The organism is Streptomyces hilarionis, from assembly GCF_024539675.1.
Lineage (GTDB): Bacteria > Actinomycetota > Actinomycetes > Streptomycetales > Streptomycetaceae > Streptomyces > Streptomyces hilarionis.
The window spans coordinates 32065-57895 of the sequence record NZ_JAHHIT010000048.1 but is presented as its reverse complement, the minus strand read 5'-3'; the positions used below and the strand labels follow the sequence as shown (position 1 = coordinate 57895).

Here is a 25831-nt window from a genome sequence, read left to right as displayed (position 1 = left end):
GCGGTGTCTGCGCCTCGCGTCAGCGTCGCTTCTCGACGATCTTCGCGTGCAGAAGGGTTCCGGCGAGTTCGACGCGCAGGCGTGGATCGGCGACGTGACTCCTGGTGCGGAGCTTCACCTTGGAGTAGGTGGCGCTGAGGCCGTCGGCGTCGATCACGATGTCCGGCGAGCCGACGAGGAACAGCTTGCTGTGCACCATCTCCATGTCGATCCGCAGGACGCCCGAAGTGATCAGCGCGTGGGAGAAGTCGAGGGTGACCCGGGAGTGTTGCGAGCGCAGCTCGATGCGCGCGGGTACGTACCAGCGCCCCTCCCGTACGTACCTGCCGCCGTGTTGACCCACCACGAGCACGTCCTTGGCCTTCGCCATGGCCGAGGCCGGCAGGTCGGCGGTGAGTTCGGCCAACTCGCCGAGCGTGCGCGCCGAGAGCGCACGCTCCAGTCGGCTGTCGAGTTCCTCGGCGTCGAGTCGGCCGTCCCCGGCGGCGACCCGCAGCTCGTCCACCACGCGGTCGCGATCCTCGTGCGATGCCCGTACGTCGGGCGACTCGTTGGACATGGCAGGTACGGTAACAGCGCCGCGGCCGCTGGTCCGCGGAGACCGCACGAGGCGGTTCGCATCCTCCGGTCGTGGGCGCCGTGTCGGTACCGGGACGGCGGCCGGGCTCCCGTCGGTCATGAGGCGGCGGCGGTCGGCAGGTCCGGATGCCCCGGTCGGCGTTGCGGCGCCGTCGGCACGCCGAGCACCATCGTGAGGCCGCCGCCGGGGGTGTCCTCGGCGCCCAGGGCGTCGCCCAGGGCTTCGGCGAAGCCGCGGGCGAGGCCGAGGCCGAGTCCGACGCCGGGCGCAGCACCGAGGGGGATCCGGAGCTTTCCGCGTGCCATGTCATCCTTCGAAGCGGTAGCCCATGCCGGGCTCGGTGATCAGGTGACGGGGGTGCGCGGGGTCCGTCTCCAGTTTGCGGCGGAGCTGGGCCATGTAGACGCGCAGGTAGTTGGTCTTGCTGCTCTGGGAGGCGCCCCAGACCTCGCGCAGGAGGTGCTTCTGCGTGATCAGCCGCCCGGGGTTGGTCACCAGGATCTCCAGCAGGTGCCATTCGGTCGGGGTCAGCCGTACGTCCCGTCCGCCCCGGACGACCTTCTTGGCGAGCAGGTCGATGCTGAAGTCCGCGGTCTCCACGAAGGTCGTCTCCGGGGCGAGCGGGGTGTCGTCGGTGCGGCGGACCGCGGCCCGCAGCCGTGCGAGGAGCTCGTTCATGTCGAACGGCTTGGTGACGTAGTCGTCGGCTCCCGCGTCGAGCGCGGCGACCTTCTCGTCGGACCCCTGGCGCGCGGACAGGATCAGGATCGGCACCCGGGTCCAGCCGCGCAGCGCCGCGATGACCTCGATGCCGTCCATGTCGGGCAGCCCGAGGTCGAGCAGCACCACGTCGGGCTGACGGGCTGCGGCCAGCCGCAGGGCCGTGGCCCCGTCCGGCGCGGCGTCGACGCCGTACCTGCGCGCCTGGAGGTTGATCACGAGGGCCCGCACGAGCTGCGGGTCGTCCTCCACCACCAACACCCTGGTCATGGGTGCGTGCCTTTCGTGTCGTGCGTCGGGCCGGGCGGCACCGGACGCGAGGCAGCCGACGTCGGCGCGGCGGGAGCCGGCCGATCGGTAACGAGGTCCGGCGGCCGGCTCCCGCACAGGCGGCGCGACCCGTCAGCGCCCGGCCAGCACATCCCTGAGCGCGAGGTTGAGTTGGAGGACGTTCACCCGGGGTTCGCCCATGAAGCCGAGGGTCCGGCCCCGGGTGTGGTCCTCGACCAGCTTCTCGACCCGGGCCGCCGGGAGGCCGTTCTTCGCGGCGACCCGGTGGACCTGGATGTCCGCGTACTGCGGGGAGATGTCCGGGTCCAGACCCGAGCCGGAGGACGTGACCGCGTCGGCGGGCACCTGGGAGGCGGTGACCGTGTAGCCGGGCACCGAGTTGTCCTTGATGACGGCCGCCTTGGCGTCCTTCACCTGCTGGACCAGGTCCTTGTCGTCGGCGGAGAGGTTGGTCGCGCCGGACAGCAGCAGCTTGTACCGGGTGTTGATGCTGTTGCTTCCGAGCCCGTTCGCCGGGCGGCCCTGGAACCACTTCAGGTCCGGGTCGGGGGTTTTCTGGCCCTTGCTCAGCGGCAGGTTGTACGACTGCCCGATCAGGGACGAGCCGACGACTGTGCCGTCCGACTCGACCTCGGAACCGTTGGCCTGGCCGTGGAACAGCGCCTGCGCGGCGCCGGTGACGACCAGGGGGTAGACGACGCCCGTCACCAGGGTCAGCACGAGGAGGGCGCGCAGGCCCGCCCCGAGCAACCGGGCGGTGTTCACGAAGGAGTTGTTCATGGCGATCAGCCGATTCCGGGGATGAGGGAGAGGAGCACGTCGATGAGTTTGATGCCGATGAACGGCGCGATGAGGCCGCCGATGCCGTAGATCGTGAGGTTGCGGCGCAGCATCTTGTCGGCGCTCACCGGCCGGTACCGCACGCCCTTCAGGGACAGCGGGACCAGCGCGATGATGATCAGCGCGTTGAAGATGACGGCGGACAGGATCGCGGAGTCGGGGGAGGACAGGCCCATGATGTTGAGCTCGTCCAGGCCCGGGTAGACGGCCGCGAACAGCGCCGGGATGATCGCGAAGTACTTCGCGACGTCGTTGGCGATGGAGAACGTGGTCAACGCGCCCCGGGTGATCAGGAGTTGTTTGCCGATCTCGACGATCTCGATGAGCTTGGTGGGGTTGGAGTCGAGGTCGACCATGTTGCCGGCCTCCTTGGCGGCCGACGTCCCCGTGTTCATCGCCACGCCGACGTCCGCCTGGGCGAGCGCCGGGGCGTCGTTGGTGCCGTCGCCGGTCATCGCGACGAGCTTGCCGCCCGCCTGCTCCCTCTTGATGAGCGCCATCTTGTCCTCGGGGGTGGCCTCGGCGAGGAAGTCGTCGACACCCGCCTCCTCGGCGATCGCCCTGGCGGTCAGCGGGTTGTCACCCGTGATCATGACGGTCTTGATGCCCATGCGGCGCAGTTCGTCGAACCGCTCCCGCATGCCGTCCTTGACGACGTCCTTGAGGTGGATGACGCCCAGGACGCGGGCCCCCAGCTCGTCCTTGACGGCGACGAGCAGCGGCGTGCCGCCCGCCTGCGAGATGGCGCCGGACAGCGCGTCCGCGTCGTCCGCGACGGCGCCGCCCTCCTCCTGGACCCAGGCGACGACCGAACCGCTCGCGCCCTTGCGGATCTTGCGCCCGTCGACGTCCACGCCCGACATCCGGGTCTGGGCGGTGAAGTCGATCCACTCGGCCCCGGCCAGCTCTCCCCGGTGGCGCTCCCGCAGGCCGTAGGCCTCCTTCGCCAGGACGACGATGGAGCGGCCCTCGGGCGTCTCGTCGGCCAGCGACGACAGCTGGGCGGCGTCGGCCAGTTCGGCCTGAGTCGCGCCCCGGACCGGCACGAACTCGGAGGCCTGGCGGTTGCCGAGGGTGATGGTGCCGGTCTTGTCCAGCAACAGCGTCGAGACGTCTCCGGCGGCCTCGACCGCCCTGCCCGACATGGCGAGCACGTTGCGCTGGACGAGACGGTCCATGCCCGCGATGCCGATCGCGGAGAGGAGCGCGCCGATGGTGGTCGGGATGAGGCAGACCAGGAGCGCGACCAGCACGACCATCGTCAGGTGCGTGCCCGCGTAGTCGGCGAACGGCGGCAGCGTGGCGCAGGCCAGCAGGAAGACGATCGTCAGCGAGGCGAGCAGGATGTTCAGCGCGATCTCGTTCGGCGTCTTCTGCCGGGCCGCGCCCTCGACCAGGTTGATCATGCGGTCGATGAAGGTCTCGCCCGGCCTCGTCGTGATCTTGATGACGATGCGGTCGGAGAGGACCTTCGTGCCGCCGGTGACGGCCGACCGGTCGCCGCCCGACTCGCGGATGACCGGGGCCGACTCCCCGGTGATCGCCGACTCGTCGACCGAGGCGACGCCCTCGACGACGTCACCGTCACCGGGAATGACGTCGCCGGCCTCGCAGACCACCAGGTCACCGATCTTCAGCTCGGTGCCCGGGACCTGTTCCTCGGTCGTGCCGTCCGCGAGGAGTCGGCGCGCCATGGTGTCGGTCTTGGCCTTGCGCAGCGTGTCGGCCTGCGCCTTGCCGCGCCCCTCGGCGACGGCCTCCGCCAGGTTGGCGAAGACCACGGTGAGCCACAGCCAGGCGCTGATCGCCCAGCCGAACCAGTCACCCGGGTCCTTGAAGGAGAACACGGTGGTCAGCAGGGAGCCGATCCACACCACGAACATCACGGGCGACTTGACCATGACGCGCGGGTCGAGCTTGCGGAAGGCGTCCGGCAGCGACTTCAGGAGCTGCTTGGGGTCGAAGAGGCCCGCGCCGACACGGCCCTCGGCAGGCTTGTGCCCGGTGGGCACGTCGCTGTGCGGCGCCCGGGTGGGGGTGGCTGTGGACATGGAGTCCTCTGACTTCTCGGTACGGGTGGTCATGACGCCAGCCCCTCGGCCAGCGGGCCCAGCGCCAGGGCCGGGAAGTACGTCAGACCGGTGATGATGAGGATCGCGCCCACCAACAGGCCGGTGAACAGCGGCTTCTCCGTGCGCAACGTGCCCGCGGTCACCGGGACCGGCTGCTGCTCGGCGAGCGAGCCGGCCAGCGCCAGCACGAACACCATCGGCAGGAAGCGGCCGAACAGCATGGCGAGTCCGGTCATCGTGTTGTACCAGTCGGTGTTCGCGTTGAGACCGGCGAAGGCCGAGCCGTTGTTGTTGGAGGCCGAGGTGAAGGCGTACAGCACCTCCGAGAAGCCGTGCGCACCGGAGTTGAGCATCGAGTGCGGCGGCGTCGGCAGCGCCATGGACGCGGCGGTGAAGACGAGCACGAGGGCCGGGGTGACGAGGATGTAGCAGGCCGCCAGCTTGATCTCGCGGGAGCCGATCTTCTTGCCCAGGTACTCGGGCGTACGGCCGACCATCAGACCGGCGATGAACACCGCGATGACGGCCATGACCAGCATGCCGTAGAGACCGGAGCCGGTACCGCCGGGCGCGATCTCGCCCAGCATCATGCCGAGCATGGCGATCCCGCCGCCCAGCCCGGTGAACGACGAGTGGAAGGAGTCCACCGCGCCGGTCGAGGTGAGCGTCGTGGACACCGCGAAGATCGACGAGGAGCCGACGCCGAAGCGCACCTCCTTGCCCTCCAGCGCCCCGCCGGCCGCCTGGAGCGCCGGGCCGTGGTGGGCGAACTCGGTCCACATCATCAGGGCGACGAAGCCCAGCCAGATGGCGCCCATCGTGGCGAGGATCGCGTAACCCTGCTTCACCGAGCCGACCATCACGCCGAAGGTGCGCGTCAGGCTGAAGGGGATCACCAGGATCAGGAAGATCTCGAAAAGGTTGGTGAAGGGGGTGGGGTTCTCGAAGGGGTGGGCGGAGTTGGCGTTGAAGTAACCGCCGCCGTTGGTGCCCAGCTCCTTGATGGCCTCCTGGGAGGCGACCGCGCCGCCGTTCCACTGCTGCGAGCCGCCCATGAACTGGCCGACCTCGTGGATGCCGGAGAAGTTCTGGATCACGCCGCACGCCACCAGCACGACCGCGGCGATCGCGGCGCCCGGCACCAGGATGCGTATCGTGCCGCGCACCAGGTCGGCCCAGAAGTTGCCCAGCTCACCGGTACGGGAGCGGGCGAAGCCGCGCACCAGCGCCACGGCGACGGCGATGCCGACGGCCGCGGAGACGAAGTTCTGCACGGCGAGCCCGGCGGTCTGCACGAGGTGACCCATGGTCTGCTCGCCGTAGTACGACTGCCAGTTGGTGTTGGTCACGAAGGAGACGGCCGTGTTGAACGACTGCGCCGGATTCACCGAGGAGAAGCCGAGCGAGCCGGGCAGCACCCCCTGGAGCCGCTGCAACAGGTAGAGGAAGAGGACGCCGGCTGCGGAGAAGGCCAGAACGCCGCGCAGGTACGCGGGCCAGCGCATCTCGGTGTCGGGGTCGGCGCCGATGCCCTTGTAGATCCACTTCTCCACGCGCCAGTGCCTGTCGGAGGAGTAGACCCTGGCCATGTAGCTGCCGAGGGGGATGTAGGCGAGCGCCAGCGCTCCTGTGAGAGCGAGCAGCTGGAGGACGCCGGCGAGTACGGGACCCATGTCGTGGCTCAGAACCTCTCCGGGAAGATCAGGGCGAGGATGAGATAGCCCAGCAGGGCGACGGCCACGACGAGGCCGACGATGTTCTCGGCGGTCACAGCTTGGTCACCCCCTTGGCGGCGAGGGCCACCAGCGCGAAGGACGCGAGCACGGTGACGACGAAGGCCAGATCGGCCATCGCGAGCTCCTGGAGTGAGGTTCGATGAAAAGCGGACGGTTGAAGGAAACCGCGTCTCCGACCGCATCCGACCGGTCGTTGACGGCTCCCATACGGCTGCGCGCACGGCTTTGACGGGACTCTTACGGCCCGGGCTCCTGCCGGTGGGCGGGCAGCCGTGACATCGGTGACCCGGCTCACAGCAGCCGGAAGCGCAGCCGGCAGATCACCGCGTCGGTCTCCCTGCGCACGGCGTGCGCGACGACCGCGCCGCGCTGGTTCTGGAGCAGGCGCTGCCACAGCCGCTCCGTCTCCGGAATGAGGACGGTGACCCGCGTGCCCGGCAGCGAGGCGGCCGTCTCGCGGACGTGGGCGGCGAGGGAACGGCCCAGGCTGCGCCGCTCGCACGCCAGCGCGACCAGGGGGACGCCGGGATCCCATTGCGCCCAGGCGCGTGCCAGGGCGTGCGCTTGCGCGCGGTCCTCGGGGTCGGGACAGCAGACGGTGACCGCGCGGACCTCGTCGCCCAGGGAGGCGGCCGCGCTCAGGGCCTCCGCCGTCAGGCGGGAGAGCGACGACACCGGGACGATCACCAGCGAGCGCGCCCGGTGCGGATGCCCGGGTATGCGGCCGAGGCCGAGCCGCTCCCCGATCCGGCCGTAGGCCCGGTGGACGGCCTCGAAGGCGACGACGATCAACGGGAGGGCCACCACGATCAGCCACGCGCCCTCTTCGAACTTGGACACCGTCACCACGACCGTGGCCGCTGCGGTCAGGACCGCGCCGAAGCCGTTGAGCAGCGCCTTGCCGCGCCGGCCCCCGGCGCGCTCCGATCGCCAGTGCCGGACCATCCCCACCTGGGCGATCGTGAAGCCGACGAAGACGCCGATCGCGAACAGCGGCACCAGGGTGTTGGTGTCGCCGCCGGAGACGACCAGGAGCGCGGCCGACACGACGGCCAGGGCCAGCACGCCGTGGCGGTGGACCTGACGGTCGGCCTTCAACGCGAAGACGTGGGGTGCGTAGTTGTCCCGGGCGAGCAGCTTCAGCAGCACCGGCAGGCCGCCGAAGGACGTGTTGGCGGACAGCGCCAGCAGGATCATCGTCGCGAACTGCATCACGTAGAAGGCCCCGTTGTGACCGAGTGAGGCGTCCGCGAGCTGGGCGAGGACGGTGACGCCCTCGACCGGCTGGAGGTGGAAGCGGCCGATCAGCACCGACAGGCCGATCAGCATCAGCGCGAGTACGGCGCCGAGCGCCGCCTCCGCGCGCTGGGCCCGCCGGACCCGCGGGCGGCGGAAGGAGGGCACCGCGTTGGCGATGGCCTCCACGCCGGTGAGCGCGGCGCACCCGGAGGCGAAGGCTTTCAGCAGGAGCAGGGCGCCCATGCCGGAGGCGTTGTCGGCGAGGACCGAGGCGTGCCCGGCCGCGGTCGCCGTGCTCACCGGGTGGGAGCGGAACAGACCGACGACGATCACGACGAAGATCGAGCCGACGAAGACGACGGTCGGCACGATGAACGCCCTCGCGGACTCCACGATGCCCCGCAGGTTGACGCCCGTGATCAGGGCGAGCACCACCAGGCACAGCCAGAGCCGGTCCCCGTACAGCGCCGGGAAGGCGGAGGTCAGCGCGGCCACGCCGGCCGTGACGGCGACGGCGACGTTGAGCACGTAGTCCAGCACCAGCGAGGCGGCGGCCACCAGGCCGGCGCGATCCCCGAGATGCGTCCGGGCGACGGCGTAGGAGCCGCCGCCGTCCGGGAAGGCCGCGATCACCTGGCGGTACGAGGCCACCAGCACCGCCAGCAGGCCGGCGATGGCCAGCGTCACCGGCAGTGTGAAGCCCAGACCGCGCGCGCCCGCGGCGGCCAGCACGAGCACGATCGCCTCGGGCCCGTACGCCACGGAGGCCATCGCGTCCAGCGACAGGGCGGCGAGTCCGGTGACGGCGGTCAGGCGGTGGCGCTCGCCGGGGTCGGGCGGCTCGTCGCCGACGGGAACGGCGTCCGGCTCGGTGGTCGGGACGGTCATGGGCGTGTGCTCCTTCGTGCCTCGGCCGCGCGCGGGACGGAAGGTGCGCGGCGGCCACCAGGTTCCGTCCGTCACCCGTCCTGCCGGACGGTCGCTTGCGGCTTCTTCGCGCCCGGACGGCCGAACTTGACGGCGTCCTGACGGCCGGCGCCGCCGGGCAGGGCGCAGACCACGGGTTTCCGCGGCGCCCCCTGCCCGGCGGGCCGAGCATCCGGATCCTCGGGCCCCTGGGCCACGGACGCCCGCACATCCGCCGCGCGCGACGTCGAGGCCGTCACGGTCGGCGTCTGCGCCCCCGTACGGCCCAACCCCGTCCGCCGCACCCGCACGGCGGCGGCCCGACCTGCCACCTGCGTTCTCGCGGCCGGTCTTAACGCAACCCTGACGCCCGCGTGTGATCCATCCCTCGGCCCTCACGTCACTCTCTGCATACGCTGGTGGCCCCGCCCGCGTGATGGCCGAAAGCCCCACGCCGAGCCGCACACCGGGAGAGCACGCCGATGGCCACGACCGAACACCCGCCGCCCAGCCGTATGCGGACGTGGATGCTCCAGGGCCTGTCCGACATGGGCAAGTCCGGCGGCCACACGGGTCCGCACGCCACTCCCGAGGCCCCGCACAAGGGGCAGCCCTGGTACCGGGTGATGTGCCTGACCGGCGTCGACTACTTCTCCACACTCGGCTACCAGCCCGGCATCGCCGCGCTCGCGGCCGGACTGCTCTCCCCCGTCGCGACCATCGTGCTCGTCATAGTCACCCTGATCGGCGCCCTGCCGGTCTACCGTCGGGTGGCCGAGGAGAGCCCGCACGGCGAGGGCTCGATCTCGATGCTGGAGCGGCTGCTGTCGTTCTGGCAGGGCAAGCTGTTCGTCCTGACCCTGCTGGGCTTCGCCGCCACCGACTTCCTGATCACCATCACGCTCTCGGCGGCCGACGCCTCGACCCACCTGGTCGAGAACCCGCACCTGACCGAGACCCTGCACGGCAAGCAGATGCTGATCACCCTGATCCTGGTCGCCCTGCTCGGCGCCGTGTTCCTCAAGGGCTTCCTGGAGGCCATAGGCGTCGCGGTCGCCCTGGTGGGCGTGTACCTCGCGCTGAACGTCGTGGTCGTGGCCGTGGGCGTGTGGCACGTCGCCACGGCGGGCCATGTGATCACCGACTGGGCCGACGCGCTCACCGCCGAGCACGGCAACGTCTTCGCCATGGTCGGCGTGGCCCTGCTCGTCTTCCCCAAACTGGCGCTGGGCCTGTCCGGCTTCGAGACCGGCGTCGCGGTCATGCCCCACGTGAAGGGCGACGACGGCGACACGGAGGAACGCCCGCAAGGGCGGATCCGGGACACCAAGAAGCTGCTGACGACCGCCGCTCTCATCATGAGCGTCTTCCTGATCGCCACCAGCTTCATCACCACCCTCCTCATACCGGAGAAGGACTTCGAGTCCGGCGGCCCGGCCAACGGACGCGCCCTCGCCTACCTGGCGCACGAGTACCTGGGCAACGCGTTCGGCACGGTCTACGACGTGTCGACCATCGCGATCCTGTGGTTCGCGGGCGCCTCGGCCATGGCCGGTCTGCTGAACCTCATGCCGCGGTACCTGCCCCGCTACGGCATGGCCCCGCACTGGGCACGGGCCGTCCGCCCCATGGTCATCGTCTTCACCCTCATCGCCTTCCTGGTCACCTGGATCTTCGACGCCGACGTCGACGCGCAGGGCGGCGCGTACGCCACCGGCGTGCTGGTGCTCATCAGCTCGGCGGCGATCGCCGTGACCATCGCCGCCCGCAAGGCCGGACAGCGGGGCTGGACGATCGGCTTCGCCGTCATCTCGGCGGTGTTCCTCTACGTCACCGTCGCGAACGTCATCGAGCGCCCCGACGGCGTGAAGATCGGCGCCTGCTTCATCGCCGGCATCATCCTCGTCTCGCTGCTCTCCCGGCTGGCCCGCGCCTTCGAGCTCCGCGTGACGAGCGTGACGCTGGACGACATGGCGCAACGTTTCATCCGGGACATGTCCAGCCGCCGGATGCGCTTCATCGCCAACGAGCCCGACCGGCGCGACAAGGCCGAGTACCGGGACAAGATCGAGCAGATCCGGGCCGACAACGACATGCCGGAGCAGGAGGACTTCGTCTTCGTCGAAGTGACGGTGACCGACCCTTCCGAGTTCGAGGCCGGACTGACCGTGCGCGGCGAGGTCCTCCACAACCGCTACCGCGTCCTGACCCTGGAGTCCTCCTCCATCCCCAACGCCCTCGCCGCGCTGCTCCTGCACGCCCGTGACGAGACGGGCTGCATCCCGCACATCTACTTCGAGTGGACCGAGGGCGGTCCCTTCGCCAACTTCCTGCGCTTCTTCCTCTTCGGCCAGGGCGAGGTCGCCCCGGTCACCCGCGAGGTCCTGCGCGAGGCCGAGCCCGACCGCACCCGCCGCCCCCGCGTCCACACCGGCTGACCGCTCCGCGTCAGGATCCCGTCAGGATCGGCCCGCACGGCGTCAGAACCCCGTCAGCGACGGTCCCCGCCCCCACGCGGCCGCCTAGCGTCGGCGACATGACACGGACGGACGCACGGTCCCCGGTCGGCGACCGCCACTGGCGCGGCGGCGCCCGGCTGGCGGCGACCTGCGCCCTGGTGTTCTGCGCCTTGTGCCTGCTCGTGGACCGGGCCGCGGGCAGCCTGACGCTGCCGCGGGGCCTGCTGTGGCTGGTCCTGTCCGCCACCGTCCTCGTCATCCTGCTCCCGCCCCGGGTGACCGCGGGGCCCGGCTGGCTGGCGGTACGCACACCCTGGGGCCTGCGCACCGTGCGCACGGACGCGCTGGTCGCCGTGCGCCAGTACGGCGGCGTGTCCTCGCACCTCGTCCTGTGCGACGTTCACGGCGGGCGCCTGGAACTCGACTCCCGCGTCCTCACCGCCAATCCCCTCCTCTGGCACGAGCTGGAGACGGGAGTCCGCCGCGCCGTCGGACGCGGCACGCTGCGCCACGGCGCGGACGTCCTGGAACGGCTCGGCCGCCGGATCGACGACGAGACCGCACGGGCGGTCCTCGCCGCCTCCGGACTCTCCTGACCGGGGCCGCGACCGGCGGCGCGGCCCGGGCGTCCGCGGCCTCAGCGCCCCTTGCCCCGGGGCGGGGTGAAGGCGTACAGGCCGAGGATGTCGGGGCAGGGGGCGGCTCCGGGACCGCCGGCCCTGATCCATCCCACGATGTCGTCGACGGCGTCCGCGTCGTTCACGAGGCCCAGCCACACCGGACGGGCTCCCGCGGCGCGCGCGGCGGCGGAGGGCTGGACGACGATCACGTTGGCGTGTTCGCACACGTCGAGGCAGTCGGACACCCGGACCGGCACCTCCTCGCGCAGGCGCGCGAGCTGCCGGTCGTGGTCCACGCCGGTGATCTTCGGGGTTCCGCAGCAGCAGTCCCGGCAGACCACGACACGGCTCGGAGCCGGTCCGACGCCGGGCCGCTGCGTCGCGGCCGCTTCAGGGCGCTGTCGGGACATCGCTCGTCACACTCCTGTTCGGGGAAGATCCGTCCCGGGCGACCGGGCGCAGGAAGCGGATCACGGGGTGGCCGGGATCATGGGCGACCTCGGCGCGGACGCCGAAGACCTGTTCGATGAGGTCGGGGGTGAGGACGTCGGCGCAGGCGCCCTCGGTGACGGCGCGGCCGGCGCGCAGGACGAGCACGCGGTCGCAGTACATCGCGGCGAGGTTGAGGTCGTGCAGGGCGATCACGGCGGTGACCGGCAGGCTCGCGACGAGTTCCAGCAGCTCGAGCTGGTGCTGGATGTCGAGGTGGTTGGTGGGCTCGTCGAGGAGGAGCTCGCGGGGCTCCTGCGCGAGCGCGCGGGCGATCTGGGCGCGCTGGCGTTCACCGCCGGACAGGGTGTGCCAGGACTGGCCGGCCCGGTCGGTCAGTCCGGTGCGCCGCAGCGCCTCGGAGACCGCTGCCGCGTCGGCGGTCGTCGGGGGCGTCCAGGCGCGGCGGTGCGGGACGCGGCCGAGGGCGACGACGTCCCGGACGGTCAGTTCCGTCGGGGTGTGGGCGTGCTGTTCGACGGTCGCGACACGACGGGCGACGGCACGGCGCCCGACCTCGGCGAGCGGGCGCCCGTCCAGCGTCACGACTCCGGCGCTGGGAGCGAGGACCCCGGCCAGCAGCCTCAACACCGTCGACTTTCCCGAGCCGTTGGGGCCGAGCAGGCCGACGGTCTCGCCGGGGCGCAGGGTGAGGGTGACGTCGTCGACGACGACCTTGTCGCCGATGCGCCGTCCGACGCGGTCCGCGTGCAGGCTGGTCACGCTCTTCCCCGTCCGCGGTAGAGGACGGCGACGAACGCCGGCACGCCGATGAGGGACGTCACCACGCCCACCGGGACCTCCTGGGGGTCGAGGACGGTGCGGGCGAGGGTGTCCACCCACACCAGGAAGACGGCCCCGGTCAGCGCGGTGACCGGCAGCAGACGGGCGTGACCGGAGCCGGTGAGGGCGCGGGTGGCGTGCGGCAGCACCAGGCCGACGAAACCGATCGCGCCGGCGCAGCTGACCAGGGCGGCGGTGAGCAGCGCCGTCGCGCAGAGCAGGACCAGGCGGGTGCGGGCGACCCGGACCCCGAGGCCCGCGGCGGCCTCGTCGCCGAAGGCGAACGCGTCGAGCGTAGCGGCGTACCCGAGGCAGACGACGAGCACGATCGCCAGGACGACGGCGCAGAGCAGGACCTGTCCCCAGTCGGCGCCGGTGAGCGAGCCGAGCAGCCAGAACAGCACGCCCCGGGTGGTCTCGGCGTCCGCCGAGGTCAGGACGATGAAGGAGGTCAGCGCGGAGAACAGCTGCATGGCCGCGACCCCCGACAGGACGACGCGGTCGGTGCTGCCGCCGAGGGTGTGGCTGAGCAGCAGCACCAGGGCGAAGGAGAGCAGCGCGCCGAGGAAGGCGCCGCCCGACAGGGACACCGCTCCCCCGCCCACGCCCAGCACGACCACGGCGACCGCCCCGGTCGAGGCGCCGGAGGAGACCCCGAGCACGAAGGGGTCGGCGAGCGGATTGCGCAGGAGCGACTGCATGACCGCGCCGCAGACGGCGAGTCCGGCCCCGCACACGGCCGCGAGCAGCGTGCGGGGCATCCGCAGGTCCCACACGATGCCGTCCCGCAGCGGCGTCAACCCGCTCTCGCCGAGGCCGAGATGGGCCGCGACGGACGCCCACACGTCCGCCGTGGAGATGTCGGCGGGCCCGATCGTCACGGCCACGGCGATCGACGCGAGCAGCGCGGTCAGGCCGCAGATCGTCAACAAAGGGGAGCGCAGGCTCACTTGGCGAACCCGAAGCCGCGCAGACCGGCCGCGACCTGCTCGATCCCTTCGACCGTGCGGATGGACGGGTTCATCGCCTGCCCGCTCACCAGGACGTAGCGCCTCTTCTTCACGGCGGTCAGGTTGCGGGTGGCCGGGTCGGTCTCCAGGAAGCGGATCTTGGCGGCGGCCGTCTCGGCGGTCTGCTGCTTGCGGGTCAGGTCGCCGATCACGAGGACGTCGGGGTCGCGGTCGGCGACGGTCTCCCAGTTGATCTGGGGCCATTCGTCGTGGGTGTCGGCGAAGGCGTTCTTCGCGCCGACCGCACGGGTGACGGCGCCGGGAGCGCCGCAGCAGCCGGCGAGGTAGGGCGACTGGGAGTTGGCGAACCAGTACATGAGGGAGACGTCCGAGGCGCGCAGTCCCGCGGTCGCCGCGCTCACCCGCTTCTTCAGCGAGGCGACGAGCTTCTCGCCGCGCTCTTGGACGCCGAACGCGCGGGCCAGGTCGCGCACTTCGCCGTAGACGGCGTCGAGGGTGAGCGGTGCGCTGCGCGAGCCGTCGCCGCCGCTGTCGTTGTCCTTGCCCGCGGAGCAGTCGGACGGTGAGACGTACGTGGGCACGCCCAGCTTCTCGAACTGCTCGCGGGTGGCGACCCCGCCCCTGCCGAGGGTCGAGACGAACGAGGCGGTGACGAAGTCGGGTTCGGCGTCGAGGACCTTCTCGAAGGAGGGGTTGTCGTCGGCGAGGCGGGGCACGGACGCGTCGGCCTTCTCCAGGCCCTTCATCACCGGGTCGGTCCAGGTGGCCGTTCCGGCCATGCGGTCGGCGAGGCCGAGGGAGAGCAGGATCTCCGTGGTGCCCTGGTTGAGGGAGACCGCCCGCTTCGGGGCCGCCTTCAGGGTGGTCTCGTGACCGCAGTTGTCGAGGGTCACCGGGTAGCCGGCGGCCGAACTCTTCTCCGGTTCGGCGCTGTTGCCGGAGGAGCCGCAGGCGGTGAGCAGCACGGCGGACGCCAGGAGAAGCGCGGCGGGGCGGGAAGGGGCGGGGGTGCGGAGCACGGGCATGCCTCGGGTGTCGGGGCTCGTACGCGGAGCCTGGCCTACGGACGTCCCTGCGCGCCGGGGCGCGAAGGTGCCAGCAGGTCTTCGGACTCGGGTTCGTCCGGCCGGGGCGCCTTCCCGGTCTCCCAGTGGCGTCGTGCCCCGCCCGTCCCCCTCACCGCTGCGCGTCAGTTCCGGATTCGCACCGGATTCCCTGGCCTCAGGTGTGGCTCGACTGGCGCCCTGAGGCTATCAAGGCGATCGCCGGGGCACGTCGTGTGTTCCGTCACGGGGTCCGGCACGCGCGCGCCGGCGTTCGGTCCGGCGCCGTACGGGCTCAGGGCGCGAGGAGCAGGCTGTCGCCGCGTTCCTTGGCGGCGGCGTACCGCCGGGCCACGTCCTGCCAGTCGACGACGGCCCACATGGCGTCGATGAAGTCGACCTTCTGGTTCTTGTACTGGAGGTAGAAGGCGTGCTCCCAGGCGTCGAAGACCAGGACGGGGGTGGACCCCTGCCCGACGTTGCCCTGGTGGTCGTAGACCTGCTCGACGATGAGGCGGCCGGACAGCGGCTCGTGGGCGAGGACGCCCCAGCCGGAACCCTGCGTGGTCGCCGCCGCCTTGGTCAGCTGCGCCTTGAAGCGCGCGAACGAGCCGAACGACTCGGCGATCGCGTCCGCGAGCTCGCCCGTGCCGTCCGCCTCCAGCGGTTCGCCGCCGCCGTCGCCCGACATGTTGTGCCAGTAGATCGAGTGCAGGACGTGGCCGGAGAGATGGAAGGCCAGGTTCTTCTCCAGGCCGTTGATCGAGCCCCAGGACTCCTCGTCCCGCGCCTGCGCCAGTTGCTCCAGCGTGTCGTTCGCGCCCTTGACGTACGCCGCGTGGTGCTTGTCGTGGTGCAGCTCGATGATCTCCGGGCTGATCACCGGGGCCAGCGCCGCGTAGTCGTAGGGAAGTTCCGGGAGCGTGTAGACCGCCATGTCAACGTCCTCCAACGTTATTGCGCATCATGCGCAACTGCACGTTAACAGCAAGAGCGGCGGGCGCGCCGCTGCCCCGGGGTCCGGTCGGGTCCACTCGGGCGCCGTTCCCTGCGTTCACGGGACCAGTTCGACATGGGGGTGGGACGGGTCGGCCGGGCAGGCATACAGCTGGAGGTCGCAGCCGCCGGCGATGTCGATCAGCGTGAAGGCGCCGTCGCGGGCGCCGAGAGGCGGCGGGGCCGGGCTCGCCGGTTCCTCCCGCGGGATCCAGGACCTGCTGATGCCGTCCCATTCCGAGGAGGCGACGGTGAGAAGCGGAACGGTCCCGGCGCCGCACGCGGGGCAGGGACGGTCGACGGGGTCGGTGGCGTCCCATGGGGTCCAGCCGCCGGTCTTCCAGCCGGGGGCGGTGGAGAGGGCTCCCAGATACAGCTCGCCCAGGTCGTCGGCGTAGGCGCTGTACCGCGCCGGGTCGATCGCCCCCCAGCGGCTCCCGTCGGCCAACCGGTCCCGCAGGTCGTCGTCCAGCTCACGGGGGTTGGGGAATTCGGTGACCTGCTCCGGCGCGAGCACGCACGGCTGCGGAAGGTAGGAGTCGCGCTGCACGACCGGCGGCTCGGGCGGCGCGTCGAGGACGTCGGCGACGGCGGCGGCGGAGCGCCGGACGAGGGCGGTCCTGGGGTGGGCGCCCTCCGCGTGGTCGAAGGGGCACCACAGAACCTGGAGGAGGTCCGCGCCGGACGGGCGCGGGAAGGGGACGTCGCGGGCGTGGAGCTGAGCGAGGGGGAGGAGCGGGATCCGGCCGTCGAACCACGGGCGGCCCGCGCCGATCCGCTCCAGGGCCTCCTGTTCCTCCGGGGTCCACCGGGCGGCCCCGGGATCGCGGCGCAGCCGCTCCGCCGAGGCGGCCCGGACACGGCGCAGGAGCCGGATGTCGTCCGGCGCGTGGACCACCGGTGCCACGCGGCTGTCGTGCGGCTCGTCGCAGTACGGCCACGGCTCGTCGGCGGGCCACAGCAGCGGCCCGCCGACGGAGCTGTCGTGCACGGTCGGCGCCCCGGGTCGCGGGTGCAACCGGGTCGCCGTGCGCGCCCACGGGGCCAGCTCGGGGAAGAGCGCGGTGACGTCGAACGGCCGCGCCGGGGTGGTGAGACTCATGCCGGCTCCCGTGGCGTGAACTGTGCTGATCCGCGGATCAGTTGCCGAGGTTGAGCGTCCCAGTATTCATCAGGGTGTTGGTGACGAAGACGTTGGGGAACAGCTCCTCGGTCCCCCCGCCGGCCCGCTGGATGTCGGCGCGCATCGTGACGCCCACCGGGATGGTGCTGTTGGCGTCCTTGTAGACGGGCGTCACCCGGTAGAGGATCGCGTCGTTCGCTCCGAGGCCCGAGGCGGGGTCCTGGATCATCTTCTGCGCGATGTCCTCGAAGGTCCGCATGCTGGGCGTGCCCGTGTTCATCCCGGACTGCCAGCAGGGCACGAGGTTGGTCCGGGTCAGCTCGCTCGTGCCCTTGCCGCCGAGGATCCTCGCGATGAGGTGGCACCGGGCCAGCCCGTTGGTGACCCCGTTCGCCTTCTTGAACGCCTCCGCGTCCTTGTACCCGGTGACGGGGTCGCTGGTTCCGCTTCCCTTGGTGGTGTTCCTCCCCAGGCAGGCCTGTGCCTCGGTCGGCCGCTCCCCGGGACCGCTCGTCGGGACGGTCTGGTTGACGAGGGGCACCGCCTCGGTGGTGTTCTTGAACCACCCGTCGCCGTTGGGCAACGAACCGGCCGGCGGGGGGTCGTTCAGGCAGTCGGCCTGCGGGCCGGTGTCCGGCGTCGAGACCGTGAGCTCGAACCTGTCGGCGTCGATCACCCGTTGGGCCGCGAAACCGTCGGCGAGCTGCGTCTCGGCGAACTGCTTGTCGGCGGGGGTGACATGAGCCCGCACGCAGGGCGACGCGGAGTCCACGACATGTCCGTCGTTCAGGACGTAGGTGTCCCACTCCCCGTTGCCGAGGTTGGGGATCACCTCGACGCAGCGGTCCCCGGCGGAACCGCCCTCCTTCGCCTCCCCGAACGGGAAGTCGGCGCAGGCGTCGGCGTCGACGAGCTCCGGCTGGGCCGTGAAGCCGCCGCAGGTTGCGGCGGTGCGACCGCTCACGCCGCTCGTGGACCGGGTCAGGGGGCTGCCCTTCTTCCCCCAGGCGCCGTCGAGGTTCTTCTGGGCCCAGCCGTAGGCGGCGACGGCGCCGCCCGCGTCCGCGCCCGCCGCCTTCATCGGCACGACGGGCATGACGGAGGGGACGGCGCAGCCCGCCGCCGACGTTCCGCCCACCGCGTCGTCGCACCTGATCTGACGCGCGTTCTTCCAGGAGGCGTTCGGGTCGACCGCCGTCGCTCCCGGCGACGTCACGTACATCGCGTAGGACGTGAAGAACGAGGCGGAGGAGCCCGCCGTCCGGGGCGAGGAGTAGGCGACCGTTCCGGTCAGGGTCTGGCCGAGGGTGAGGGCGCCGCCGTACCAGGGGGCGGTCTTGGTGGCCGTGCAGCCGGCGTCGCACGAGGCGCGCAGCTTGGCGTTCAGGGCGGTGACGTCACCGGCTGCGCCGGTCATGGTCACCGAGACCCGCTCGCTCCAGGTCGTGGCGGTCGCGGAGAGGTCGGCGCCGGTGGAGACGGCCAGGGTGCCGCGTCCGATCTCCTTGCCGTTGCCGTCGCGCAGGACGTAGGTGACGTCGATGCCGGACACGCAGTAGGAGAAGCGCTCGTAGCTGTAGTTGCCGGGGGCGCTGACGTCGCAGGCGCCTGCGGCCGCCGCCGCGGCGGCGGGGGCGTCGGCGGCGCGGGACTTCCCCTTCTTGCGGGCGGGGGCGGGGGCGACCGTCACACAGGACTCGACGGCGCCCGCGCGGCGCTCCCCGGAGCCGGGCGCGGTGGCGGAGCAGGTCTCACCGGAGCCGGCCGCGAATCTGCCGGTCTCGCCGGCCTTCACGGCGGGCGCGGGGGACGTGGAACGGGGTGGGGCCTTCGCCGCGGCGGGCGGTTCGGCCGCCCGGCTCGTCGCGGCGGTCGTCAGCACGAGGGCCAGGGCGGTGAGGACGGTCACAACCGTCGAGCGGGCGCGTCTCGTCGTGGCGCGCCCGCCACGTATTCCATGCATGGGTGCGGGAGCTTTCCGTGAGAGGAGGAGGCGGAAGGTGCCGTGCCGGATCTCGCGTCGTGGCGGACGACGTCCGCAGATCGACGTCCGCCACGAGCCGTGGACACTACCAACCCTGTAGGAATTCCGCGGGAGTTAATCGGCCGACCCGCTCAACCCGGCTGATCGGCAGGGGTATTCGGCAGTCGGGTGCGCGTCCACAACGCCGCCGGCGGGTGCGTCGGCCCGACGAGGCGCGCGCCTTCACGGTCCTCGTGCCGGTCCGGTCGGGGCCCCGGGCCCGCCGAGGGGCGGCCGGGGCGCGGGCGGGGCGCGGGCGGGCGACTTCTTGCCCAGGAGCGCACGCATTCCGTTTCGGGGGCCCGGAACGGGGGCCGGGGCGGGACACTGGTGACCTGACCGGCATACGCCGGTACCGGTGACGGGCCGGGCCCGACAGCGGGCCGGGCCCGGGTGCGGTGGCCCGCGCCCCTCCGGCCCCGACGACGATGGAGCGCACGTGGCCGACGAAGCGATGGGTGACGAGGTCTACCAGCCGGACGGCTCGGAGGTGCAGGACGACGTCGGGCTGCTCGACGCCTCGGACACCCTGGACTACCGGGCCGGCGACGAGGCCCTGGACGAGGGCTACTCCCCTCCGGAGAAGCCGTGGGCCGTGGAGCACACCGGTGTCACGGCGTCCGAGCGGCTGCGCGGGGAGACCCTGGACGAGCGTCTGGCCGAGGAGACGCCGGACGTCGCGGTCCCGGAGGGCGACGGCCTCGGGGACGCCTGGGACACGGACGGTGAGCTCGTCGACGACGAGGTCGGCGACGTGCGCGCCGGTCGGCTGATCGCGCCGGACGAGGGCAGTCACGAGAACACCGACTACGACATGGTCGCCCACGACGTCGGCCTGGACGGCGCGGGGGCGTCGGCCGAAGAGGCCGCGATGCACGTGATCCCCGACGCGGAGTCGCGCTGACGGGGCGAAGGGCGTCCGCTCGGACGGCACCTCATCCGACGGCGCCACCGGTGAGGCCCGCGGCGATGCGGCGCTGGGCGGCGACGAGCAGCACGGCCGCCGGCAGGGAGGCCAGGACCGCGGTGGCCATGACGGCGTTCCACCGGTTCGTGTGGGCGCCCAGGTAGTCGTAGAGCCCCAGCGTCACCGGCCGGACGGTCTCCGTGGTGGTCAGCGTGAGGGCGAACAGGAAGTCGCTCCAGGCGAAGAGGAAGGTGAAGAGCGCGGCGGTGACCAGTGAGTTCGCGCTCAGCGGGAGCACCACGGAACGGAAGGTGCGCAGCCTTCCGGCGCCGTCCGTGCGCGCGGCCTCGACGATCTCCCTGGGGATGCCCCGCATGGACGCACGCAGCAGGATGATCGCGAAGGGCACCCCGGCGGTCGACTCGGCGAGGATCAGGCCGGGGTAGGAGTTCAGCAGGCCCAGGTCGTTGTAGGCGCTGTAGAGCGCGTTGGCCACCGCGATGCCCGGCACCATCTGGGTGCCCAGGACACCGAAGAGCACGACGCCGGCGCCGCGGAAGGGGAACCAGGCCAGCGCGTACGCGGCCGGCGCCGCGAGCGCGAGGCTGAGCACGACGCTGCCGAGGGCGACGACGAGGCTGGTGACGAGGTTGCGTCCCTGATCGCGCAGCGCGCTGACGTAACCGCTGGGGTCCGGGTGCGAGGGGAACCACCCCGCCTCGAGCAGCGCGCTGCCGGACGGCTGGAGGGAGGCGTTGACCATCCAGTAGACCGGGAAGAGCATCACCGCGAGCAGGACGATCCCCACGACCGTGGACAGCGGGCCGCGGCGGGGTCCGCGCCTCACCGGACCGCCTCCCGGCCGAGCCGGGCCCGCCGGTCCACGCGCAGGTGGAGGAGGGCGCAGGCGAGCGAGACGACGATGAGCACATTGCCCGTCGCGGCGCCGCGCCCGAACTCGAACTGCCGGAAGGACAGCTCGTAGGACCGGGTGGCGAGGGTCTCGGTGGCGTCGGCCGGCCCTCCGCCCGTCACCACGAGGACGACGTCCAGCACCCTGAGCGTGTACATCACGCCCAGCACGAGCACGACACCCGCCACGGGCCGCAGCAGGGGCCAGGTGACATGGCGGAACGTGGTCACGGGTCCGGCGCCGTCGATCCTCGCCGCCTCGTACAACTGCGGCGGGATGTCCAGCAGACCGCCGTACAGGATCGCGGTGTTGAAGGGCACGCCCACCCACACGTTGACGAGGACGACCGAGACGAGCGCCTGCGAAGTGCCGGTCAGCCAGGGAACGCCGGACGACACGAGGTGGAGGTGGCGCAGCGCGTCGTTGACGACTCCGGTGTCCGTGTCGAGCATCGACCGCCATGTCGCGCCGGAGACGGCCAGCGGCATGAGCCAGGGCAGCAGCAGGAGCGACCGCAGCACGCCGCTGAGCGGAAAGCGGCGCCGGAAGAACAGGGCGAGGGCCAGGCCCAGCGCGAACTGCCCGGCGAGCGAACCGGCGGTGAACAGGACCGTCGTCACGAGCGCCTTCGTGAACAGGTCCGACGCCAGGACGTCCGCGTAGTTGCGCAGTCCCACGTAGGGCGCGGCACCGGTGTAGAACGTGGTGGCCGTGTACTGCCGGAAGCTCATCACGACGTTCTCGACGACGGGGTATCCGAAGAAGAGCGCGAGGTACACCCCGGCGGGGGCGAGGAACATCCACCGGGTGAGAGGCTCGCGCAGGCGCGCCCGGGCCGTGCGCCGGTCCGTGTCAGGGGCTGGTCGCCGTCTGCTGCGCATGCTCGAGTGCTTCCTCCGGTGTCTGCTCGCCCGTCAGCGCGGACTGGATCGCGGTGTAGATGGCGGTCGCGGCCGCCGGCCACCTCACGCCCAGTTCGCCCGTACGGGCCCGGGCCCGTCCGACGCTCTCGACGAAGGCCGCCATCGACGGGGTCCGCCGGGCGTAGCGGGCGGCCACCGCGGGGCGCGAGGGGACGGTGAAGTTCTGCTCGGCCAGCGCGAGCGTGTGTGCGGGGTCGTTCAGACAGGCCAGGACCCGGGCGGCCTTCTCCTGCCGGGCCCGCGAGGGACTCTGCGGGACGGTCCACACCTCGCCGCCGAGCGGTGTGACGAGGGCCTGCCCCGGCCGCCGCACGGGAAGGGGGGCCACCCCCCAGTGCAGGTTCCCGGCCTCGTCCAGGGCGGAGATCCGCCAGGGGCCGTTGACCATCATGGCCGTCCGGCCGGCGACGAACTGGTCGTGGACGTCGGCCTGGGTCCAGTTGAGCACCGACTTCGACATGGAGCCGCTCCTGACCAGGGCGACCCAGAGCCGGAGCGCCTGCGCGGCCTGCGGGGTGTCCAGCCGCTTCTCGTCCCCGCCGTTGGACCACAGAAACGGCAGGAACTGCCAGGCGCCCTCGAACGTGGCGTTGGCGTCGACGGCCAGCCCGTAGCGCCCCGGGCGGGTCAGTTCGGCGGCGGCCGCCTTCAGTTCGTCCCAGGTCCTCGGCACGGCGACGCCGGCCTCGGCGAGCATGTCCTTGTTGTAGACGAGGGCGATCGTGCTGACGGTGGGCGCCAGGCCGTACACCTTTCCCTCGTAGGTGCCCGCCGACAGGATGCCCTCGGCGAAACCGCGGGTGTCGACGCCGTAGCGGTCCAGCGGTGTCAGCGCGCCGGTCCGGGCGATCTGTTGCAGGTCGGGGTTGTCGAGCATCAGAAGGTCGGGAAGGGTCCGCGACGACGCCCGTTGCAGGACCTTGGGGACGAGCGAGGCCCCCGGAACGCTCGTGTGCTCGACCGTCACGCCGACGGTCCTCCCGCAGGCGGAGAGCCGCTCGCCCCATTGGGCGTGCTCCGTCGCGTCGGTGTAGTAGTCGAGCGCGGTGATGGAGGTGACCGGGCCGTCGCCGGATCCCTCCCCTTCGCGGCCGCCGCAGCCGGCGGCGGCGAGCACGAGGGCCCCGGCCCCGAGGAGGGCGGCGATCCGCCGCCCCCGCGGCCGTCCGGTTCGTCCGGGTCTTCCCGGTCGTTGCCGTCGTCCCGATGTGCTCATGGCGGCGCCCTTCCCAGTGACGTCTGCGGCCGGAGTGTCGTTCTCGGGAAAGCCGGCGGAAGACAGAGGCCCGGTGGCGACCCGGTCAGGGTAAGCACACGGTGCGAGGACCCTGACATCCGCGTCGGTCCCGCCGGGGCCGGTACAGGCGTGTGACCCGTTTCGCCCCGCTTCGCACGTCGGCGGGCATCGCGTGAACAAGCCGACGCGCCCGCCCGTCAGGTGTCGCGCAGGCCGATGACCAGGTGGGCGAGCTGCACCCGGGAGTTCACCGCCAGCTTGCGGAAGGCCGAGGTCAGATGGGTGTTGACGGTGTGCGGGGAGACGACGAGCAGGTCGGCGGCCGACCGGTTGGTGTGGCCCTCGGCGATGAGGCGCGCGACCTTCTTCTCCGAGACCGTGAGGGCCTCCCACCCGTGGACGGGGCGCTGCCGGGCGCCGGCCCCGCGCCCGCCCGCCCCCGTGCGGGCCAGATCACGCCGCACCCGTGCCGCCGCCCCGTGGGCGCCCGACTCGGCGAACTCGGCCCGCGCCCGGGTCAGCACGGCCGCGGCCGCCGGCGTGCGGCCCGCTGCCAGCAGGGCCCGCCCCAGGTCCGCGCGGGCCGCGGCCCGCACCAGCGGGCGCGGGCTCGCCCCGAGCAGGTCCACGGAGCGTTCCAGCAGGGCGGGATCGTTCTTCAGGAGGCCGGCCGCCTGCGCGGCGACCCCGGCCGCGCCGGCCACGCCGGGGTTGCGTTCGGCGTGCGCCGCGGCCTGTGCGGCCAGGTCCTCGGCGAGCCCGTGGTCCGCGCCGCGCAGGGCGATGCGGATCGCGCGGTCGACCCAGGTGCGCAACAGCCGCCAGCGCATGAAGGGGCCCGCCTCCTGCACCTGCCGGAGCCGGTCGAGGGCAAGCCGGACGTCCCCGTCGGCGTCGGCGTGGACGGCCTCCAGAAAGCGCACCGCGGCCGTGTTGCCCGGGTTCGGCTTGGCCGCCAGTCTCTCCCGCGCCGCCGTCAGGTGCCGCCGGGCCGCTTCCCGGTCGCCTCGCAGCAGGGCGATCCGGGAGCGGATCACGCGGGCGTTCACCTGTTGCACGGGCACCTGGACGTCGTCTTCGAGGCGCTCCATGGTCACGAGGTCGGCCTCGGCGTCGTCGAGCCTGCCGAGCCCGAGCAGCCGGTGGCCCTGTGCCCACAGCAGCATCGCCTGCCGGGGCGCACCGCCGGGGTCCGCCGCCCGCAGGAGCAGCCGTTCGCCGGAGGCGAAGTCGTCCATGTGCGTGCGGGCGACGACCTCCTCGGGCAGGAAGGCGGGATCGACGGCGCTGAGCGCGGTGAAGTGCCGCAGCGCGACGGCGTTCTCCCCCGCGTTGAGCGCGATCTCGCCGAGCCCGGACAGGGCCAGCACATGCGCCTCCCGGTCGCCCGCCGCGAGGGCGGCGCGCAGGGCGTTCTCGCCCGCCTCCCGGGCCGCGGCGAGATCGTGCCCGCGGGACAGGGCCAGCGCGCGCAGGGCGGTCAGCCTGGCCTCGGTCCCGGGGTCGGCGCCGCCGAGGGCGAGAGCCGTCTCCGTGCGGCGGAGCAGTTCGTCGGCGAGATCCATGTTCCACAGCGTCCCGCCCAGGGCCGTCTGGAGTCGGCCGAACTCCGCCGGGGAGGGCCGTCCGGCCAGGAGACGGTCGCCGGTCCGGAGCGCCTCGCGGTCGCGGCCGGCCCGGGTCAGGAAGACGATCGCCCGCTCGCCCACCTCGAACCGCGACGGCCGTGCGGGCGGCACGAGTTCCAGGGCGCGGGTCATGAGGTCGGCCGCGAGGCCCGGGGTCACCGGGAGCACGTCGGCGGCGGCGCGGCCGAGCAGGGCCACCGCTTCCTCGTCGCCGGGCAGGGCGCCCTCGAGGACGTGGGACACCGCGTCGATCGGCTGGTGGCCCGCGAGGACGAGGTGGGTGGCCGCCTCCCGGTGCAGGGCCTTGCGGGCCGAGGGCGGGATGTCGACGTAGACCGCCTGGCGCAGCAGGTCGTGCCGGAAGGCCAGTTGATCCCCGTCGTCGTCCAGGAGTCCGGCGCGCACCGCCTCCTCGAGCTCCGCGACCAGCGCGGCGGGCGGTCGGCCGCAGAGGGCGGCGGCGTCGTGGAAGCGGAACCGGCGTCCCAGGACCGCCCCCATCCGGAGGAAGCGCAGGGTGCCGGGCCGCAGGGACCTGAGCCTGCCGCGCACGCCCACCACCAGTCCCGGGGGCACGGGTTCGCCCGAGGCTCCGGCGGTGCGCAGTCCCGCCAGCATCTCCACCGCCAGGAAGGGGTTCCCGCCGGCTCCGTCGAGCAGGTCGCGCACCCGCTCGTCGACGCCCTCCCCCAGGGCGTCGTCGGCCAGTTGCCCGATGGCCTCGCCGGACAGGGGGCTCAACGGCACGGTGAGCGAGGGGAGTTCACCCTGCGTCGCCGCGACGAGGATCTCCTCCGGCGGGTCGGCGGGGCCCTGTCGCCCGGTCAGCACCCACAGGACCGGCGAGGTGCGCAGACGCGTCGGGAGCTGCTTCAGGACGAACCGGCTCAGCGGGTCGGCCCACTGCACGTCGTCCAGGGCGATCAGCACCGGCCGGTCGGCGGCCGCGGCCTCGATCGCCCCCGCCAGGCGCTCCACCAGCCGGATCCGCTGGTCGTGGCCGCCGGCCAGATCGGCGAAGGCGTCCCCGGACAGCAGCGGCGGATCGCCGTGCAGGGAGGCCGCCAGCGACGAGAGCGGGACGATGTGGTGCAGCTCGTCGGCCTTGCCCGTGCCGACGGACCAGCCCGCGGCGCCCGCCCGGGTGACGGCCTCGGTGAGCAGGGCGGTCTTGCCGATGCCCGCCTCGCCCTGGACGAGCACCAGCGCACCGCTTCCGGTACGGGCCACCGACGCGATCAGCTCCGCCAGCTGCCCGAGCTCGGCCTCCCGACCGCGCAGACCGCTTCGGGACAGCGCACCGCCCGACCCCGCCACTCACGCCCCTCCTCG

The 25831-nt window shown here is 72.4% G+C and carries 21 protein-coding genes, 1 pseudogene and 1 riboswitch; of the genes and pseudogenes, 3 read left to right on the top strand and 19 right to left on the bottom strand.

The genetic code is table 11. From position 1 onward, the window contains the following. Positions 1 to 19: 19 nt before the first annotated feature. The 8 genes and pseudogenes from KMS84_RS11875 to KMS84_RS11840 form a co-directional block, all read right to left on the bottom strand. The gene (locus KMS84_RS11875) at positions 20 to 559 is read right to left on the bottom strand and encodes a DUF1707 SHOCT-like domain-containing protein (protein WP_256916121.1); all 540 of its coding nucleotides are present in this window, start codon (positions 557 to 559) and stop codon (positions 20 to 22) included. A gap of 116 nt (positions 560 to 675) precedes the next feature. Further along, positions 676 to 861: pseudogene (locus tag KMS84_RS11870) on the bottom strand (hypothetical protein); the annotation flags it as partial. A gap of 25 nt (positions 862 to 886) precedes the next feature. Beyond that, complete coding sequence (locus tag KMS84_RS11865) at positions 887 to 1570, bottom strand: response regulator (RefSeq protein ID WP_256916120.1); 684 nt, start codon at positions 1568 to 1570, stop codon at positions 887 to 889. 132 nt (positions 1571 to 1702) lie between these two features. Then, positions 1703 to 2371, bottom strand: coding sequence for a potassium-transporting ATPase subunit C (locus KMS84_RS11860; RefSeq protein ID WP_256916119.1), 669 nt, complete (start codon positions 2369 to 2371; stop codon positions 1703 to 1705). Positions 2372 to 2376: 5 nt separating this feature from the next. Then, a complete protein-coding gene (kdpB, locus tag KMS84_RS11855) occupies positions 2377 to 4515 on the bottom strand; it encodes a potassium-transporting ATPase subunit KdpB (protein ID WP_256916118.1) in 2139 nt (712 codons plus the stop codon). Further along, a complete protein-coding gene (kdpA, locus tag KMS84_RS11850) occupies positions 4512 to 6176 on the bottom strand; it encodes a potassium-transporting ATPase subunit KdpA (protein WP_256916117.1) in 1665 nt (554 codons plus the stop codon). The genes kdpB and kdpA overlap by 4 nt, the downstream gene beginning before the upstream one ends. Before the next feature lie 8 nt (positions 6177 to 6184). Next, positions 6185 to 6274, bottom strand: a complete 90-nt coding sequence (kdpF, locus tag KMS84_RS11845) for a K(+)-transporting ATPase subunit F (protein ID WP_256916116.1) — start codon at positions 6272 to 6274, stop codon at positions 6185 to 6187. 256 nt (positions 6275 to 6530) lie between these two features. Then, on the bottom strand, positions 6531 to 8366 hold the full coding sequence (locus tag KMS84_RS11840) for an APC family permease (protein WP_256916115.1): 1836 nt from the start codon (positions 8364 to 8366) through the stop codon (positions 6531 to 6533). A 500-nt stretch (positions 8367 to 8866) separates the two neighbouring features. On the opposite strand from KMS84_RS11840, the gene KMS84_RS11835 reads away from it, so the two are divergent. Together KMS84_RS11835 and KMS84_RS11830 are read left to right on the top strand one after the other, a co-directional pair. Next, on the top strand, positions 8867 to 10822 hold the full coding sequence (locus KMS84_RS11835) for an APC family permease (RefSeq protein ID WP_256916114.1): 1956 nt from the start codon (positions 8867 to 8869) through the stop codon (positions 10820 to 10822). A 98-nt stretch (positions 10823 to 10920) separates the two neighbouring features. Next, on the top strand, positions 10921 to 11439 hold the full coding sequence (locus KMS84_RS11830; RefSeq protein ID WP_256916113.1) for a hypothetical protein: 519 nt from the start codon (positions 10921 to 10923) through the stop codon (positions 11437 to 11439). Between the two features lie 41 nt (positions 11440 to 11480). On the opposite strand, the gene KMS84_RS11825 is transcribed toward KMS84_RS11830, so the two are convergent. From KMS84_RS11825 to KMS84_RS11795, 7 genes are all read right to left on the bottom strand, one after another. Continuing rightward, complete coding sequence (locus tag KMS84_RS11825) at positions 11481 to 11873, bottom strand: (2Fe-2S) ferredoxin domain-containing protein (protein ID WP_256916112.1); 393 nt, start codon at positions 11871 to 11873, stop codon at positions 11481 to 11483. Beyond that, positions 11854 to 12675: an ABC transporter ATP-binding protein gene (locus tag KMS84_RS11820; protein ID WP_256916111.1), complete on the bottom strand. Its 822-nt coding sequence runs from the start codon at positions 12673 to 12675 to the stop codon at positions 11854 to 11856. Before KMS84_RS11820 ends, KMS84_RS11825 begins: the two co-directional genes overlap by 20 nt. After that, complete coding sequence (locus tag KMS84_RS11815; RefSeq protein WP_256916110.1) at positions 12672 to 13685, bottom strand: FecCD family ABC transporter permease; 1014 nt, start codon at positions 13683 to 13685, stop codon at positions 12672 to 12674. The genes KMS84_RS11820 and KMS84_RS11815 overlap by 4 nt, the downstream gene beginning before the upstream one ends. Further along, complete coding sequence (locus tag KMS84_RS11810) at positions 13682 to 14731, bottom strand: ABC transporter substrate-binding protein (RefSeq protein WP_256916109.1); 1050 nt, start codon at positions 14729 to 14731, stop codon at positions 13682 to 13684. Before KMS84_RS11810 ends, KMS84_RS11815 begins: the two co-directional genes overlap by 4 nt. 55 nt (positions 14732 to 14786) lie before the next feature. Continuing rightward, a riboswitch (cobalamin riboswitch) is annotated at positions 14787 to 14962 on the bottom strand. Positions 14963 to 15044: 82 nt separating this feature from the next. Further along, a complete protein-coding gene (locus tag KMS84_RS11805; RefSeq protein WP_256916108.1) occupies positions 15045 to 15686 on the bottom strand; it encodes a superoxide dismutase in 642 nt (213 codons plus the stop codon). A gap of 117 nt (positions 15687 to 15803) precedes the next feature. Beyond that, positions 15804 to 16847, bottom strand: coding sequence for a hypothetical protein (locus tag KMS84_RS11800; RefSeq protein WP_256916107.1), 1044 nt, complete (start codon positions 16845 to 16847; stop codon positions 15804 to 15806). A 37-nt stretch (positions 16848 to 16884) separates the two neighbouring features. Next, complete coding sequence (locus tag KMS84_RS11795; RefSeq protein WP_256916106.1) at positions 16885 to 18777, bottom strand: DNA/RNA non-specific endonuclease; 1893 nt, start codon at positions 18775 to 18777, stop codon at positions 16885 to 16887. Positions 18778 to 19345: 568 nt separating this feature from the next. Here KMS84_RS11795 and KMS84_RS11790 point away from each other — a divergent pair. Then, the gene (locus KMS84_RS11790) at positions 19346 to 19795 is read left to right on the top strand and encodes a DUF5709 domain-containing protein (RefSeq protein ID WP_256916142.1); all 450 of its coding nucleotides are present in this window, start codon (positions 19346 to 19348) and stop codon (positions 19793 to 19795) included. A gap of 31 nt (positions 19796 to 19826) precedes the next feature. Here KMS84_RS11790 and KMS84_RS11785 read toward each other — a convergent pair whose 3' ends face one another. The 4 genes from KMS84_RS11785 to KMS84_RS11770 all read right to left on the bottom strand — a co-directional run bounded on the left by KMS84_RS11785 (position 19827) and on the right by KMS84_RS11770 (position 25816). Then, a complete protein-coding gene (locus tag KMS84_RS11785; RefSeq protein ID WP_256916105.1) occupies positions 19827 to 20645 on the bottom strand; it encodes a carbohydrate ABC transporter permease in 819 nt (272 codons plus the stop codon). Further along, the gene (locus KMS84_RS11780) at positions 20642 to 21592 is read right to left on the bottom strand and encodes a carbohydrate ABC transporter permease (protein ID WP_256916104.1); all 951 of its coding nucleotides are present in this window, start codon (positions 21590 to 21592) and stop codon (positions 20642 to 20644) included. Before KMS84_RS11780 ends, KMS84_RS11785 begins: the two co-directional genes overlap by 4 nt. Further along, on the bottom strand, positions 21564 to 22850 hold the full coding sequence (locus KMS84_RS11775; protein ID WP_256916103.1) for an ABC transporter substrate-binding protein: 1287 nt from the start codon (positions 22848 to 22850) through the stop codon (positions 21564 to 21566). Before KMS84_RS11775 ends, KMS84_RS11780 begins: the two co-directional genes overlap by 29 nt. 218 nt (positions 22851 to 23068) lie before the next feature. Continuing rightward, entirely contained in the window at positions 23069 to 25816 is a 2748-nt protein-coding gene (locus tag KMS84_RS11770) for a helix-turn-helix transcriptional regulator (protein WP_256916102.1), read from the bottom strand. Between the last annotated feature and the right edge of the window lie 15 nt (positions 25817 to 25831).